The sequence below is a fragment of the Vibrio sp. 2092 genome (genome assembly GCF_033339635.1).
In the GTDB taxonomy this organism is placed as follows: domain Bacteria; phylum Pseudomonadota; class Gammaproteobacteria; order Enterobacterales; family Vibrionaceae; genus Vibrio; species Vibrio alginolyticus.
Genome location: NZ_JAWOUY010000002.1, coordinates 156384 through 173019, shown reverse-complemented (window position 1 = coordinate 173019; position 16636 = coordinate 156384). Strand labels below are relative to the sequence as shown.

Sequence of the window (16636 nt, the reverse complement as noted above, 5' to 3'; positions counted from 1 at the left end):
TAATTAGGATAAATTCGAAAACACTATTACGTTTTAGTAATAATTACTCTGTAATCGATTATTCGGCACTCTCATGGAAAAGCAATGCAAGGTTACTCATACTCCCTTCCTCACATTCAAAGTACTGCGTTTGCTCAGGCTCTCTCAAAGTAACACTGAGTATTTTCTCTACCTCACCAAACTCCTCGCTAAAGTACTCACTGACTAATATGACGCGCTCACCAAAACTAAATTCCAGTGACTTCTCATCTACCAACGCTCGATGATACTGGTCTAATTTAAAGTCCTTTACAGCTAAGGTTCTTTCAATACTGCTCCCCCCTAAGTTAAGCTCCGACAGTAGAACCTGACTGTTTATATTTTCTATTGATATTTCTAGACGGTTAGGATGTGAAGCATCACACTTAAATAGCGCAGTATTAGTGTGGCTGGAAGCACAAGCAGATGAACTAAAAATAAGTCCAAGCAAAGAAATGTTACGCAGCATTTTTAATCGAAGCATATTTTTTGTAAGCCTTTTCTAATTTGACGTCGTATTGATTTTTCTGATACTCAGAACCATTGTAACCACGAGCAAAGGCAGCCCAATTTTTATCTCTTATATGTTCACCTAAGCCAGACTTTTGGATAAACGTAACAAAAGCCTCAAGTTGTTTCTTCTCTGACTCGAATACAGCTTTAACAAAGGATTCAGCGGTAACATGACCAGCTAACTTGAAATTAAAGCCCATAATTTGGAAACGTCCCCAAGATGCGGAGCGGATTGCTGCATTTGAATTCAGTTCAATCGCTTTATTTAAACGTACGTATTCTGAGATACCACCAACATACAGACTTCGATTCCAATGCCGACTTGAAATACTTGGATGACTGTTATCGTAGGCTCTTGAAGTGAGTCTCGAAAATATATGAGCCTCAAACAAAATCTTTGGCTTACCATTGCTAAAGTAGGCTTCTCCTCGGCTCTCAACTTCCGCTACAGCTTTAATAGCAGCGACTTCGCATTCAAGGGTTTCAGCTACTTTGCGATAATCCAAGTCCGTCAACGCATCTCTTGAGCCAACCAAAGGTAACGTATATGCCACCGCAGTCTCAGGTGTTCGTTTTAAATAATCATTCAGCTTACGATGGCTTCTTCCATTCACATCTATCCTTCCATCTGGACGAACCATCCCAACAAGGCTTTTCTGAAAAGCTTTAATTGCGGCGACAGTCTTGGAGTTTTCCGGTCTAGAGCCTAGTTTCCCATCCATTTTAAGTTCCTTTACTCCCTTTAAAGAACCAAGCAATTGGTTAATAGACCTTTGTACCGTACGAATATCAGCATCCACATTTTTACCACCCAAGCCAACAGAGCCGCTTATTCTTATTGAAGCCATGAAAGTACCTCCTCTTTATCTTTTGGAGGAGCTTGTCACGCTCAATGAAGCTTAGAAAAATATCATTAGGGGCTGGTTTTAATAATTTAGGCTAACTATGCAATACCTCACCCTACATTTACATAACAACGTATTTTCACTCGACGCAGATAACAAAAAACCCAGCACTAAGGCTGGGTTTTGGTGTTCTAGTGGTTAATGAATTAACCGATGTGCGTTGCGCCCGCCATGTACTTCTGAAGTACTGTAGGGATTGCAATGCGGCCGTCTGCTTCTTGGTTGTTTTCTAGGATAGCAACCATTGTACGACCTACAGCAAGACCAGAACCGTTTAGCGTGTGTACAAGCTCAGGTTTCTTCTCGCCTTTACGACGGAAACGTGCTTGCATACGACGAGCTTGGAAATCCCACATGTTAGAACATGAAGAAATTTCACGGTAAGTTTCTTGAGCAGGAACCCAAACTTCTAGGTCGTAAGTCTTACGAGCGCCGAAGCCCATGTCACCTGTACATAGAACCACTTTACGGTAAGGAAGCTCTAGAAGTTGTAGAACTTTCTCAGCGTGACCTGTTAGCTCTTCTAGTGCGTTCATTGAATCTTCTGGCTTAGTGATTTGTACTAGCTCAACTTTGTCGAACTGGTGCATACGAATCAAACCACGAGTATCACGACCGTAAGAACCTGCTTCTGAACGGAAACATGGCGTGTGAGCTGTCATCTTAATTGGTAGATCCGCTTCGTCAGAAATCGTGTCACGAACTAGGTTCGTTACAGGTACTTCTGCAGTAGGGATTAGAGACAGTTTACGTGGCTCTTCGTCGTTTACTTTTTCTACTAGCGGCTCAGTGTGGAAAAGATCTTTACCAAACTTAGGAAGCTGACCAGTACCGAATAGGCTGTCAGAGTTTACTAGGTAAGGTACGTACATTTCTGTGTAGCCGTGCTCTTCAGTGTGAAGATCCAGCATGAACTGAGCGATTGCACGGTGTAGACGAGCAAATTGGCCTTTCATCACGATGAAACGTGCGCCAGTGATCTTAACTGCACTTGCGAAGTCTAGACCGTCGCCCATTTCGCCTAGGTCAACGTGATCTTTCAGTTCGAAGTCGTAAGACTTTGGCTCACCCCAACGAGAGATTTCAACGTTGTCGTTTTCATCTTTGCCATCTGGCACTTCATCTGCTGGGATGTTTGGTACAGAAAGCGTGAATTCGTCTAGTTGAGCCATTACTTGCTCAAGTTCAACTTTCTTCGCATCAAGATCGCTACCTAGCGTACCGATTTGTTTCTTGATCTCTTCTGCGCCTTCTTTGTCGCCAGCCGCCATTTTTTGGCCGATTTGCTTGGAGATGGAGTTACGCGTGGATTGTAAATTTTCTACTTCTACTTGAATGGACTTACGTTGTTCTTCAAGTTTACGAATAGTATCTACGTCTAGCTTAAAGCCACGACGCGCCAGTTTAGCAGCTGTTTCATCCAGCTCTGTACGAAGTAATTTAGAATCCAGCATTGTTAATCCTATGCTTTTTGTTGTGAAATCACGCGCACTTTCCAAGCGTACGCGTTAAAAAAATTTACTAAACAAATGTATCCAAAAACGCCTACTTTTCATAGCGCTTTTGTGGGCTATTTGCGTCTAAAGTAGCCAAGTAATCTAACTTTTCGCCGATTTTGGTCTCCAGACCACGATTTGTCGGCTGATAGTACCTACGATCGCCCATTTCAGGCGGCAAATATTGCTCACCTGCTGCGTAAGCACCAGGCTCATCGTGAGCATAACGATACTCAGCCCCATAACCCATGTCTTTCATCAAACTGGTTGGCGCATTTCGAAGGTGATGCGGCACTTCATATTCAGGTAAGTTATGAGCGTCCGCTAGCGCTTGTTTCCACGCCACGTAAACAGCATTACTTTTTGGCGCACATGCTAAGTACACGATCGCCTGTGCAATCGCACGTTCACCTTCTGCTGGGCCAACGCGTGTAAAACAGTCCCACGCGGAGAGTGCCACTTGCATGGCTCTAGGGTCCGCATTGCCGACATCTTCTGATGCTATCGCAAGTAATCGACGGGCAATATAAAGAGGATCACAACCCGCAGCAATCATACGTGCAGCCCAGTAAAGCGCCGCATCTGGGTTAGAGCCACGAATGGATTTGTGGACCGCAGAGATTAAGTCATACCAGATATCACCTTTGTTATCGAAGCGAGAGACTTTCTCCCCTGCCACTTCAGCCAGCAACTTAAGCGTGATCTCTTTTTCACCTTGCGCATTGTCTTCTGCCATGTCGTAGAGCAGCTCAAGATAATTGAGAGACATGCGAGCATCACCGTTTACCAGTTCTGCTAGGCGGTCTAATACGTTATCAGCGAAGTGTGCGGGTGTATTGCCCAAGCCACGCTCTTTGTCACTGATCGCTTGATTCAGCGCCAGTGAGATTTCATCTTTATCGAGAGACGTTAGCTTGTAGACACGTGCACGTGACAGCAATGCGTTGTTTAACTCAAACGACGGGTTTTCTGTCGTCGCACCAATAAAGGTAACCGTGCCATCTTCGATATGCGGTAAAAACGCGTCTTGTTGAGATTTGTTGAAGCGATGCACCTCATCCACAAATAAGATGGTGCGGCGGCCCGCCATTTTGTTCTCACGTGCTTTCTCGATTGCTGCACGGATTTCTTTCACACCAGACGTTACGGCAGACACACGCTCTACTTCAGCATTGGCGTAGTTTGCAGCCACTTCCGCTAATGTCGTTTTGCCTGTGCCTGGTGGTCCCCAAAGGATCATAGAGTGAATGTGACCCGCCTCTAGCGCACGGCGCAGTGGCTTACCAGGGCCTAAAATGTGCTGCTGTCCAATGTATTGCTCGATTGTTTCCGGTCTCATACGAGCAGCAAGGGGACGAAAATCTTCGTCCCCCGAGAAATCTAATGTGTAATTACTCACTACCAATTAATTCCTTTGGTCATCCACTTCCACACCTTTTGGAATTGTGAATGTGAATCTGTCTGCTTTTGGTTTACCCAGCTTCACGTTGTTAAAGGTGAACAAACCTTTTTGGCCGTCTTGCTCAACCACATTGAAGCCTTTCACGACACCTTTGGCATCAATATTAATCTGGAATTGACCTTGTGTGGAGTCTACTGCAGTAGGAATGAGAGTGAACTGGTCACCTTTTTGAGATATTTTGTAGTTATTCCAATCACTTGCTCGGTTACGCGTTAGCAAAACAAATGGCGTTTGCTCTGTTGCTTGCTCTTGCCAGTAGATGCTCACTTGCTCGATGAATGGGCTGTAGTACCACAATGTCTTACCGTCAGAGACCAATAGGTTCTCATCAGGGAATGTTGTACTCCAACGGAACAGGCTTGGCCGAGCGATTTCAACCGTACCTTCTCCTTCCATAACCGTTTCGCCTTCAGGGCTGATAACCTGCTGAGAGAAATCCGCACTAAAGCCATCATTCATAGAAAGGCGTTTGTTTAATTCATCTTTAGGAGATGCTGCGTGTGCAGTAGAAAAGAGGGAAAAGCTTAAAACAAGCGCAGAGAAAAGTTTCGCTGAAAATAGTTTTTTCATTCAGATACCTATTATTAGAACCACTCACCTCAGTTGGACTGAGGTGAGTAAAACAAGTTCATTAATCTTTTGGTGGCGCAGGTGCCAGTACTTCACGGTTACCGTTATGACCCGGAGCACTTACGATGCCCTGCGCTTCAAGCTGCTCTACAATACGGGCGGCACGGTTGTAACCTATCTTAAATCGGCGCTGAACACCGGAAACCGAACCTCGACGTGATTGAACCACGTGCTCAACAACTTGATCGAAGAGCGGGTCTACATCTTCATCCGCTTCCATTTGCTCACCTGGCAATAGACTTTCTGGAGTTTGATCTCCACTGATGATCTCTTCAATATAGTTCGGTTTACCACGCGCTTTCCAGTTGTTTACAACAGCATGAACATCATCATCTGATGCAAATGCACCGTGAACACGAGTTGTATGACTAGATCCCGGCGGTAGATACAACATATCACCCATACCAAGTAGTGATTCTGCGCCGCCTTGATCTAGGATTGTACGAGAGTCCGTTTTAGTCGATACCGTAAACGCAACACGAGTTGGAATGTTCGCTTTAATTAGACCGGTAATAACGTCAACCGATGGACGCTGAGTCGCAAGAATTAAGTGAATACCTGCCGCACGCGCTTTTTGCGCCAAGCGAGCAATCAGTTCTTCAACTTTCTTACCTACCACCATCATCAGGTCAGCAAATTCGTCAACAACAACGACGATGTAAGGCAGCTTTTCTAGCAATGGCGGTTCAGTATCCATGCTGTCGCCTTCTTGCCAGAACGGGTCATGGATTGGGTGGCCCGCTTCTGCTGCCATCTTCAATTTTTCGTTGAAGCCCTTCACATTACGTACACCTAATGCCGACATCAATTTGTAACGACGTTCCATCTCGCCCACACACCAACGCAGAGCATTTGATGCGTCTTTCATATCAGTCACAACTTCAGAAAGAAGATGAGGGATACCTTCATAAATAGAAAGCTCTAGCATTTTCGGGTCAATCATGATGAAGCGTACATCTTCTGGACCTGCTTTATACAGCATGCTCAAAATCATCACGTTCACACCCACCGACTTACCAGAACCTGTTGTACCTGCTACTAACACGTGAGGCATCTTCGCAAGATCGGCCACCACAGCTTCGCCCGCAATGTCTTGACCTAGCACAACCGTTGTTGGTGACGTTGCTTGCTCAAACTGAGGGCTACTGATGACATCAGATAAATAGACCGTCTGACGACTCATGTTTGGCAGTTCCAAACCGATGTAAGGCTTGCCAGGGATTACTTCCACAACACGTACCGCCATCGCAGACAATGCACGCGCTAAGTCAGTTGAAAGACCAGAAATACGACTTACTTTCACCCCTGGCGCCAAATCAAGCTCAAAACGAGTGATCACTGGACCAGGATAAATACCAACCACATCGGCTTTGATTTTGTAGTCAGCGAGTTTGCTCTCTACCAATCGAGCGACCTGCTCTAGCGCATCACGGTCGATAAAGTTTTCACGTTTTTCTGGATGATAAAGCAACTCGAGCGTTGGGAGTGGCTCTTCCGGAACTGGCAAGTTTTCTTCTTTCTGTACCAAAAATGGGTTCTGTGTTGCAGCGACTTTGGCTTGCGCATTGGAAACCATATCTTGGAATGCGGTAACATCTTGGTCGTTGTCTTGGACCTCTTCCACCTCCACTTTTTGAGGTGCAGGTTCAAATGTTGTTGAAGGTGTTGCAACTTGCTGATGAGGCGTTGTTGGCTGTGCTTGCTGTGCAGGCTGAGATTCCACTTCGTCTTCATCATCTAACACATCAAAGTCAGAGATCGTAGGCTCAATATGTTGGCTCGATTCTGTTTGCGCCGTGATGCTATCTAATACAGCAGAATCAATTGCAGGCTCTTCATGTACAGGATGCTCAATACTTGGCGGCTGTACTTGCTCTGCTTCAAATTGTTCGTACTCCGCATAATCTGGTTCAACACTGATCGGTTCTTCTGTAGCTGTATGTGGCTCTACATAGGAAGAGTAAGTGTCTGCAAATGATGGTGCTGCCTGTTCTTCAGTTCCCCAGTCATCTGCTTGTTGCGCCGCTGCTTCAAGCTCTTCTATCGTAACATTCAGTTGCTTGGTGCGTTCCAAGAGCGGATCAACGTTATCAGTGTTAACCGTATGGATAGGTTGTATTTGAGGCTCAGGTTCAGAATAAACTGGCGCAGCATTAACCGTAGCCTTGCGTTGTGGTGGCGTCGGTTCTACCATCGCCTGTTCCGCAGGCTTATCAGGTTTCGCTTGCGGCATATAAATAGGATACTCATGCGCTGGCGCCGGCTCTTTCGGTTCATCGACATCGTACGCCGTTAAATGAGGAAGCGGCTCATCATCAATTTCATGGTCTACATTGTGTTTAGGCGTAGAGACTTTGTCTTCTACAAACTCATCAAGCTGAGGTTCTAAAACTTCCTGCTCTGAACCTCTTGCCTTATTTGCAAGCGCGGCAATTAGTGCTAACGCACGATCACCAAGCCATTCCACGATGTTAAGCCATGAGATGCCAGTGAAGAGCGTAAAGCCCGCTCCCCACAAGAACAGCAATACCAATGTGGTACCGAGTACATTCAATGTAGGTAAAGCGAGGCTAGACAACACATCCCCGACCACACCTCCGGATGAAAAATACCAAATGTCATCAAAATTAATATCGGCAAGACCGCAACTGGTCATAATAAGGACGACCAGACCGAGCAGCCTTGTACCCCATAGCATGAAATCAATGGGCTCATCTTCTCCTCGTTTACGGCAAATCACCCATGCAGCCGCCGCTAGCAAGAAAGGGATTGGGTAAGCGAGAGAGCCAAATGTGAAGAATAGAGTATCGGCTAGCCAAGCGCCGAAAAGGCCACCAGCATTATCGATATCCCCTCCCCATGCGGTTTGGGACCAAGAAGGATCGGCCGGACTGAAGGTAAATAGTGCAACCGCAAGCAATACCGAGCTAAGAACGCCAACGATAAAGCAGCACTCTTTTAAGCGTTGGAAGCCATTTAAGCGTGAAGACTGGGGCTCTTCACTGGTTTTGATAATGGTTTCGACTTTCTTTGCGTTCTCTTTGAACATAAATCAACTTGAATATGGAAATGAAATAGGAAATTGCAAAACATTCCGAGCGGCATCAAGCCGCTCGGTAAATTGATTTAACCATATCAAGGAGAAAAACCCAATTACTCTCTGGCGAAAGCGGAAGCATATACCGCTTTCTTTGCAAGAAATTAACGAGTTTTGATCACAAGCTGGTTAGATTGTTTCACTTCTTCCATAACAACGTATGTGCGAGTGTCATTTACGCCAGGTAGACGTAGTAACGTATCGCCCAATAGTCGGCGGTAAGCACCCATATCTGATACACGGGTTTTAAGAAGATAGTCAAAGTCACCTGAAACAAGATGACACTCTTGTATGTCGTCTAGCTTTTGAACAGCTGAGTTAAACTGCTCAAACACATCCGGCGCACCACGGTTTAGCGTAATCTCAACGAATACTAATAGTGATGCATCCAGGAACTGCGGATTCAATAATGCAGTATACCCTGTGATATAACCCTGACGCTCTAAGCGACGTACACGCTCCAAACATGGCGTTGGAGAAAGTCCCACACGTTTTGAAAGCTCAACGTTTGAAATACGACCGTCTTTCTGCAGCTCATTAAGAATGTTGCGGTCGATACGGTCTAGTTCCTTGGACGGCTTTTTATAGTTGTCTGCCATTTTTTATTCCACCTTATTACTTCCTTGCAAAAAAATATACTACAACTTTTTAATATTTGGTGCCAAATTTTACAAATCTATAACTATACTAGTTATTAATTCGACAATAACACCCTACTAACAGTTAATACAACCATTATAGAAAGAGGATACAGGATGATCATTGGCGTACCTAAGGAAATCAAGAATCACGAATATCGTGTTGGTATGATCCCAGCTAGCGTGAGAGAACTCATCTCACATGGTCACCAAGTTTTAGTTGAGACCAATGCAGGTGCCGGCATTGGTTTTTCAGACGATGATTACATCGCTGTCGGCGCATCCATTCTCCCTCATGCTGCTGACGTATTTGCGCAAGCAGACATGATTGTAAAAGTAAAAGAACCCCAAGCAGTAGAGAGAGCAATGCTCCGCGAAGGGCAAATTTTATTTACTTATTTACACCTAGCACCAGATTTTCCACAAACTGATGAGCTAATCAAGAGCAAAGCTGTCTGTATAGCCTATGAGACTGTAACAGATAATATGGGTCGTTTGCCACTGTTAGCACCAATGTCAGAAGTGGCAGGTCGGATGTCTATCCAAGCTGGCGCGCAAACGTTGGAAAAATCGCACGGCGGTCGTGGTCTACTCCTAGGCGGCGTACCTGGTGTTGAACCTGCAAAAGTCGTTATCGTTGGTGGTGGCGTTGTTGGTGCAAACGCTGCTCGTATGGCGGTTGGCCTTCGCGCTGACGTCACTATTCTAGACCGTAACGTAGACACACTTCGTAAGCTTGACGAAGAATTCCAAGGTCGCGCAAAAGTGGTTTATTCTACTGAAGACGCTATCGAGAAGCATGTTCTAGAAGCGGACCTTGTTATCGGTGCCGTTCTAATTCCTGGCGCAGCAGCACCTAAACTGGTCACTAAAGAGCACATTGCTAAGATGAAGCCTGGTGCGGCAGTGGTTGACGTGGCAATTGACCAAGGCGGTTGTTTCGAAACTTCGCACGCGACAACTCACGCAGATCCAACTTACATCGTTGATGAAGTGGTTCACTACTGTGTAGCAAATATGCCTGGCGCAGTTGCTCGCACTTCAACATTTGCACTCAACAACGCTACACTTCCATACATCGTGAAGTTAGCAAATAAAGGCTACCGCGAAGCACTTCTAGAAGATAAAGGCTTCCTTGAAGGTCTAAACGTTATTCACGGAAAAGTAACGTGTAAAGAAGTAGCAGAAAGCTTTGACTTGGAATACGTTGAACCAACTCAAGCTATCGCTATGTTTAATTAATGACAAAATAAAACATAACTTGTCACGTTTTGTTTACAAAAGCCCACTCATAAGTGGGCTTTTTCATATAGAGCGTTTGGCTATAAAGAATAACTAAATCTTATATGCACAAATTAAAATATTTCTAGGTGTGACCGATTTAGGGCAAAACTCTGACAATCTAACACGGTAACCACGTTCTTCAAGATAAAGCACTTTATCTAATGCGAGCCAGATCTCCAACGGACGTTGAAAAACAAGTTGCACTAAGCTCATTCTCTCCATTTGCCAGAAGCGTTGTTCGCTTAACTTTTCAAAATGAGAGAAATCGATTTCTTGAGGAAGAACAATGCCTTTTTGCTCCGCTGCCCAGCGACAGAACGATTCAAAACCATCACTTAATTGCGACTTACGGATACTCGGCACAGGCTGATACTCTGCCATTCCCAAAGCTTGTCGCGTGATCAAATCAAACCCAAGACGAAACATCATTTCCTGCTGACGATGACGACGCACGCGCTCTCCTCCCGTCACCGTTTGTTGTAATGGGATACGCAGTTCTTGCTTAGACAATGAGAGAGAAGAAGCCCTGCCCGATTCCGACATCGGCTGGTATTGTTCCGACTGAATCAAGTGGTAACAACAAGGTGATATGGTCATCGCAGCAATCCCATTTTCACTGCCGTACTGCATTAGACGAACGTGAAGGTCACCGCATGCATGCAGTGCTACTGCGTGTTGCGTTGGCTTAAACACGGCTTTCGCTTTGCTATCAAACGCGTCGCCTTGAATAAACGTCATCTTCCAATGATGTTCATTGGCTGCTTGTTGCCCCGAATCGCACAGTGCTTGTTGGTATTCAAAGCTGGTTACAGGCTGATCGGTTTGCGTTGTCAGGATTCGCCCCAAGTAACCTTTACCTGAGCACCATTCTAGCCATTCTTCGCCACAGTGTTGTTGAATTGCAGCTTCACCCATCGAGCTAATTTGCTCCAACTTACGTCCCGGAATACCGTTATCTAAACCACGAGCGAGTTCCAAGCCGTTTAACGACAAAAGCTCTAAATGAGTCAGTTCTGCGAGTTGTTCAAGCTCAGGCAAAAACGGACTAAGTGCTTTTAACGCGAGTTCTGGTGCTGCTTTGTATTCTTCGATTTGAGAGGGAGTAAGAGACGCTAGCCATTGGCACAGTCGAGGATGTTGCTCCTGCCAAGGTAATGATGTGTGAATGCTGCTTTTAAAAGGCTCGAATCGCCACAAAGATTGGTTTTCGATTAAGCAGTCATTAATAAATTGAAATTGCGTTTTCATAACTCCCCCTACAACGAGCGCATTGTAGAGGGAATCGAAACATCAATGAAGTGTTATCTCACCGGAAGCTCGATGTCTTTAAACATCTCTTCGATTTCTGCATTAGACTTCAACGAAATCGCCTGCTCAACCACTGGACGCGTTAAGTGCGGTGCAAAACGCTCCATAAAATCGAACATGTAAGAGCGTAAGAATGTACCACGGCGGAAGCCGATGCTCGTGGTGCTCGCGCCAAACAAATGGCTCGCATCTATTGCAACCAAGTCACCGTCCTGCTCTTCATCCACAGCCATGCTTGCAATCACACCCACACCAATACCCATACGAACGTAAGTTTTAATGACGTCTGCATCAGTTGCAGTGAACACCACTCGCGGGGTTAAACCTTCGCGGTTGAATGCTGTATCCAGCTCTGAACGGCCAGTAAAACCGAACACGTAAGTGACTAATGGGTAAGCGGCAAGATCACTGATCGTTACTTTGTCTTTCTTCGCTAGTGGGTGGTCTTTAGGCACAACTATTGAACGATTCCAGTGATAACAAGGCAGCATGATGGCATCTTGATATAAGTGAAGCGCTTCTGTCGCAATCGCAAAATTCGCTGTGCCTTTAGCTATCGCCTCAGACATTTGTGACGGTGTACCTTGGTGCATGTGTAACGACACTTTTGGATAACGAGAAGTAAAACCTTTGATGACATCTGGCAGTGCATAACGAGCCTGCGTATGTGTCGTGGTGATATTCAGCGTCCCCATTTCTGGATGGGTGTGCTCTCCAGCCACCGCTTTGATACTTTCTACACGAGCGAGAATTTCTTGAGAGATACGTACAATTTCTTCACCAGCTGGCGTCACTTGCGTTAAGTGCTTACCGCTACGTTCAAAAATCTGAATGCCTAACTCATCTTCCAGCAACCGAACCTGTTTACTGATACCTGGCTGAGAGGTATATAAGCTTTCCGCCGTTGCAGATACATTCAGATTATGGTTTACAACCTCAACAATATACTTCAGCTGCTGCAGTTTCATCGTAATCCCTTACTTATTCATGAGAGAGTTTATTGGCCACTCAAGCGAGCGATATAATAATTAGTTATAACGCGTTCAAATCGAAATGAACAGCAATTTCTAACTTATACCTCAATCACATACTAATAATCTTCAAGAAAGAAACAATATGCACAAAGTTGAGCCAATAAATGACCGAAGTTCTATGATGTGACTTCTATCAGTAACTAAAACGTGGGAGAGACAAAATAATCAAACAAATAAGGTGCCGAGTAAGATAAGATTCATGTATTCTTTAACGCTAGCCGCAGAAAAGTAAAGCAGACGCAAAGATATGAATATTGGTTTAATAATCGCTTTGGTAGCCATCCTACTGGTGTTAATCCTAGGCTATAACATTATGTTGCAATATAAGGTTAAAGTTGAAACCGCAAAAAGGCAGGAATCAGCGCGATATGTAGCCTTGATAGATGGTACTGAAGAGTTGATTGGTCATGCGCACCATATCCCTTTTAGTAAAGAGCTGTTGTTGTGTCTAAACAATCGTATTCTTGACGCGCTAGAGAGCATGCATGAGCTGGATCCGAAGAACAAGCAACTTGCTCAACGTATCGAAAATATGAAGCAGCAGATTACGCAGCTAAAAGAGAATGGCCCTACAGGCGAGAGTACCACTTTCAAGATGCCGAGTAGTGATAAACAAGCTATCGTCATGCTTAAGCTGGTTAAACGACTTCGCGACACTATCCGTAACGAGCACAACAAAGGCCGATTGGATACCCAGACCTACGTCACCGAAAATGCGCGCTTGGAAACGATGCAAATTCGCATCAACATTGAAAATGTCATCAAAAGAGCAAACGACTCTATCGCTCGTGGCCAACCAGGCACCGCGCTTCAACTGCTGCGTAAAGGTATCGATGCTTTGAGCACTAAGAGCGATCCTTATTCTATTCAAGCGAAACAAAAGCTTGAAGAGATGTTGGGTGACTTAGATAAAAAGCGCCAAGATAAAAGCGATGCTGAAATGCAGCAGATTGCTGACAAAGAGCGTGACAATGACATGGAAGCACTCTTCGGCGAGAAGAAAAAGTGGTAACATTCACTTCAGGTCAAGAAAGGCTGCAATTGCAGCCTTTTTTCTATCCGCAAGACAACGGATATGCCCAATAAAAATGTGAAGTACTAAAACTAAAATGATGAATCTAGACGCCTATCAAGATCTTCTTGCTCCCATTAACCAATTTCTGCAATGCAGTACACCTGATGAATGGGTAGAGGAAGCAAAGAAACCAGAGAACCTTCAAACCATTTTGTTAGACCACCTACTGTGCGAACTAAAAGCTGGCCAATCTGCCATGTTTTTAATTCGTAAGTATGCCGTTGATCAATCCAGTTCACATGCTCTACTTGACTGGTTTAAGCCCTACGAAGATTTTGCTTACCGTAACGTAGGCTCATTGGAAACTTTAAAAGGCAAGAGCAATATTTCTAAGGCAATCATGGCTAAGTCCGACTCACCATATAGCCAAGATTTGATCGATAAGATGGTGCTTTTGATAAAAGAGGAGTTACACCACTTTTATCAAGTTTTAGAGATCATGGAAAGTCGTGGAATTGAGTATAAAAATATTCCAGCAAGTCGCTATGCTAAAGGACTGATTTCGCATATGAAGACTCATGAGCCAGAAACGCTGATCGATAAACTCATCATTGGTGCGTACATCGAAGCCCGATCTTGTGAGCGTTTTGCCAAACTAGCACCACATATGGATGACGATATCGCAAAGTTCTACATTTCTTTATTACGTTCAGAAGCACGCCATTACCAGGATTATCTTGTATTAGCGGAGCAAATCGCAGGCAAAGATATCAGCGAGCGCATCGCCTACTTTGGACGTATAGAGGCAGATTTAATTTCTACGCCAGATACAGATTTTAAGTTTCACAGTGGTATCCCAGCCTAGCGAGCATATTCTCCCAAGGTTGAGCATACTCTGAACTTATATAGACAGAGAATAAATAAGCCGGACATTTCGTCCGGCTTATTTATTGTAGCAATGAGGTTAGGAATAAAGCTGAAACACAACAACTAGAGCTGGAATGAACCCATTCGAGTTTTCAAGTTGTGCGCTAGGCTACTAATCTGCTGACAAGCCACAGCCGTTTGTGAAGCTCCCTCAGCCATCTCTGTTGAAGCACTATTAATATGCTCCACACTGCGATTCAGCTCTTCGGATACAGAATTCTGCTCACTGCACGCCGTTGCGATTTGTGTGCTCATTTGCGCTATGTTATCGACAGAATGTTCAATTTCTTTTATCTGGCTATCAGCGTCATTAACTTGCTCAACACACTGAGAAATACCCTCCTGACAATCACGGCTTGAATGCCCTATTTTACTGCTGCTCTCTTGTAGCTGATTAACAATTTCCACAATTTGTGAAGTGGAGTCTTGAGTGCGTTGCGCCAGAGAACGAACCTCATCTGCCACAACAGCAAACCCACGTCCTTGTTCACCAGCCCGAGCGGCTTCAATTGCGGCGTTCAGTGCTAACAAGTTTGTTTGCTCGGCAATCCCGCGGATCACATCGACGACCACATTGATATTGTTTGAGCTCGATTCAAGCTCACGTGCCAGTTCATCTGATTCTTGGATCGTATGTGATACACGCTCAATTACTGCGATAGTTTGTTGTAACGTCGCCGTTCCTTGCTTTGCCACTTCCGCAGCCGAATAAGCAGAGGTTGCGCCAACTTCGGTATTTTGTGCCACTTCACTTACAGCAGCTTGCATTTCTGTCATCGCAGAAGCCACCGAGCTAAGTTCAATTTGTTGATTTTGCATACCAGAGGCGGTCTGAGAAGAAATAGCACTCACTTCCTCTACTGCTGCCGTTAGCTGAATCGTTGAGTCATTAATCTCAGAAACCAGCGAATGTAAGTTTGTTTGCATACCGACAAGCTCTTTAAGCAACGTTCCTAACTCGTCTTTGCTCAATTCACTTTCGTCGATTTGATTATTCAATTGACCCTTGGCGATTTTAGAAGCGAATTCCAATGCTCGATCAACAGGCCCGCAAATGACTCGAGAAAGCAACATGGCAGACATTACCATGACCAATGCGACGACGAGCGCACCAACAGCAGCGCTGTATTGTGTAAATGCCGCTTCACTTTGTACTTCTTCACCAATCAAATTCACCAACTCATCGTTCAACGCGAGGGTATCATCCAAGCTGCTCAACGCTTTTGAGTAGGTATCGAAACTCGATAAAATCACATCATTTGCACTTTCAGCATCACCTTGGCTTAGCAGTGCGTTGTAAGTCTTCGTTTCTTTGATGTATTGATTCCAAGTTTCTTTAAAAACGCTAAAAGACTGCGTTTCACGCTTATTAAGGTCGAGCTTTTCGTATTCTGCAATACCAGCCTGCACATCAGAACGCCATTGGTCGAGGCCTTTTAACCACTCACCAATTTTGGGGTGATTTGCGTTTGGCAATAAAGAGAACTCATCTTTACGCACTTTAGTAATATCAACTTGGATACCTTTCAAAATCGCAACAGAAGGTAAACTTTTATCTGTTAACACTGAGATGTCTTTATTCAGTGTTAACAAACCTTGCACCAACATTACTGACACTAAACCAAACACGGCAAAAACGGTTAAATAACTAACCGATATTTTCTTTACGACACTTAAGTCTTTAATACGCATGCACTTTCTCCCCGCAGCCTTTCCAAACCTCTCACTTAAGTGAAAGCTTAACCTCTAAAACACACTGTTTTTTGCGCTCGATATCATTGAACGCTCTTATATACATCGGCTTGAGAGATCAAATCTTGACCAGTAATTGATAGTTTTATCACATGCTATTTTAGAGATAGGCTCGTATGCTCCTTATTGTGTCTACATCTTTTCATGAGCGCTTCTCGGCGCAGATCCAAGATCTCATCGATGAGCTTTTCTTTCGCGTTTATCCCAAAATGCTGGGCATAATTTTTTACTTTTGCTATCTCATTAGGCTGCAAGCGGTACACCTCTTTCTTTAAACGCGCTTCTGCTTCACTTCTAATCAGACCTTGCTCTTGTAACAATTTAATGATGGTTTCATCGGTTGGATTTACTGCTCTAGCCATGGTGCTCCATCTATCAATTTGAGTTCTAGCCATATGGCTAGATGAATGACGCCGCACAACTTATAGAGCAAAGATGACAGCTTGATTGCAGTGAATGCAATTCGTTGACTGTTGGTATTATTTTCCACCGCTTCAACGGCAACACACTCAATACCTCCACCCTCACCATTGAATAAAGATCACATTCTGATAACA

General features: G+C 44.5%; 14 protein-coding genes. 3 read left to right on the top strand and 11 right to left on the bottom strand.

Annotation, left to right across the window (positions count from 1 at the left end):
• Positions 1–58: 58 nt before the first annotated feature.
• From R7P80_RS04510 to lrp, 7 genes are all read right to left on the bottom strand, one after another.
• Entirely contained in the window at positions 59–502 is a 444-nt protein-coding gene (locus tag R7P80_RS04510; RefSeq protein ID WP_318086641.1) for a hypothetical protein, read from the bottom strand.
• On the bottom strand, positions 477–1379 hold the full coding sequence (locus R7P80_RS04505) for an N-acetylmuramidase domain-containing protein (protein ID WP_225491468.1): 903 nt from the start codon (positions 1377–1379) through the stop codon (positions 477–479). The genes R7P80_RS04510 and R7P80_RS04505 overlap by 26 nt, the downstream gene beginning before the upstream one ends.
• 203 nt (positions 1380–1582) lie before the next feature.
• Complete coding sequence (gene serS / locus R7P80_RS04500) at positions 1583–2890, bottom strand: serine--tRNA ligase (RefSeq protein ID WP_005437179.1); 1308 nt, start codon at positions 2888–2890, stop codon at positions 1583–1585.
• A gap of 91 nt (positions 2891–2981) precedes the next feature.
• Entirely contained in the window at positions 2982–4337 is a 1356-nt protein-coding gene (locus R7P80_RS04495) for a replication-associated recombination protein A (RefSeq protein ID WP_017821702.1), read from the bottom strand.
• Positions 4338–4964 carry an outer membrane lipoprotein chaperone LolA gene (lolA, locus tag R7P80_RS04490; protein ID WP_005388103.1) on the bottom strand — a complete coding sequence of 209 codons (627 nt, stop codon included), beginning with the start codon at positions 4962–4964 and terminating at the stop codon, positions 4338–4340.
• A gap of 61 nt (positions 4965–5025) precedes the next feature.
• Positions 5026–8073 (bottom strand): DNA translocase FtsK 4TM domain-containing protein, encoded by a 3048-nt coding sequence (locus R7P80_RS04485; protein WP_025766892.1) that lies wholly within the window; start codon positions 8071–8073, stop codon positions 5026–5028.
• Positions 8074–8225: 152 nt separating this feature from the next.
• Entirely contained in the window at positions 8226–8720 is a 495-nt protein-coding gene (gene lrp, locus R7P80_RS04480; protein ID WP_005378234.1) for a leucine-responsive transcriptional regulator Lrp, read from the bottom strand.
• Between the two features lie 156 nt (positions 8721–8876).
• Here lrp and ald point away from each other — a divergent pair, with 156 nt between their 5' ends.
• A complete protein-coding gene (gene ald, locus R7P80_RS04475; RefSeq protein ID WP_005378241.1) occupies positions 8877–10001 on the top strand; it encodes an alanine dehydrogenase in 1125 nt (374 codons plus the stop codon).
• Positions 10002–10094: 93 nt separating this feature from the next.
• Here the strand turns inward: ald and R7P80_RS04470 are convergent, their stop codons facing one another.
• Together R7P80_RS04470 and cysB are read right to left on the bottom strand one after the other, a co-directional pair.
• Positions 10095–11291: a methyltransferase gene (locus R7P80_RS04470; protein ID WP_171342743.1), complete on the bottom strand. Its 1197-nt coding sequence runs from the start codon at positions 11289–11291 to the stop codon at positions 10095–10097.
• Between the two features lie 53 nt (positions 11292–11344).
• Complete coding sequence (gene cysB / locus R7P80_RS04465) at positions 11345–12319, bottom strand: HTH-type transcriptional regulator CysB (RefSeq protein ID WP_005388967.1); 975 nt, start codon at positions 12317–12319, stop codon at positions 11345–11347.
• 313 nt (positions 12320–12632) lie between these two features.
• Here cysB and R7P80_RS04460 point away from each other — a divergent pair, with 313 nt between their 5' ends.
• Together R7P80_RS04460 and miaE are read left to right on the top strand one after the other, a co-directional pair.
• Positions 12633–13397 carry a hypothetical protein gene (locus tag R7P80_RS04460; RefSeq protein WP_005378247.1) on the top strand — a complete coding sequence of 255 codons (765 nt, stop codon included), beginning with the start codon at positions 12633–12635 and terminating at the stop codon, positions 13395–13397.
• A gap of 97 nt (positions 13398–13494) precedes the next feature.
• Positions 13495–14265, top strand: coding sequence for a tRNA isopentenyl-2-thiomethyl-A-37 hydroxylase MiaE (gene miaE, locus R7P80_RS04455; protein WP_047100806.1), 771 nt, complete (start codon positions 13495–13497; stop codon positions 14263–14265).
• Positions 14266–14390: 125 nt separating this feature from the next.
• Here the strand turns inward: miaE and R7P80_RS04450 are convergent, their stop codons facing one another.
• A complete protein-coding gene (locus R7P80_RS04450; protein WP_047100808.1) occupies positions 14391–16019 on the bottom strand; it encodes a methyl-accepting chemotaxis protein in 1629 nt (542 codons plus the stop codon).
• A 155-nt stretch (positions 16020–16174) separates the two neighbouring features.
• The gene (locus R7P80_RS04445; RefSeq protein ID WP_025766895.1) at positions 16175–16441 is read right to left on the bottom strand and encodes a hypothetical protein; all 267 of its coding nucleotides are present in this window, start codon (positions 16439–16441) and stop codon (positions 16175–16177) included.
• Between the last annotated feature and the right edge of the window lie 195 nt (positions 16442–16636).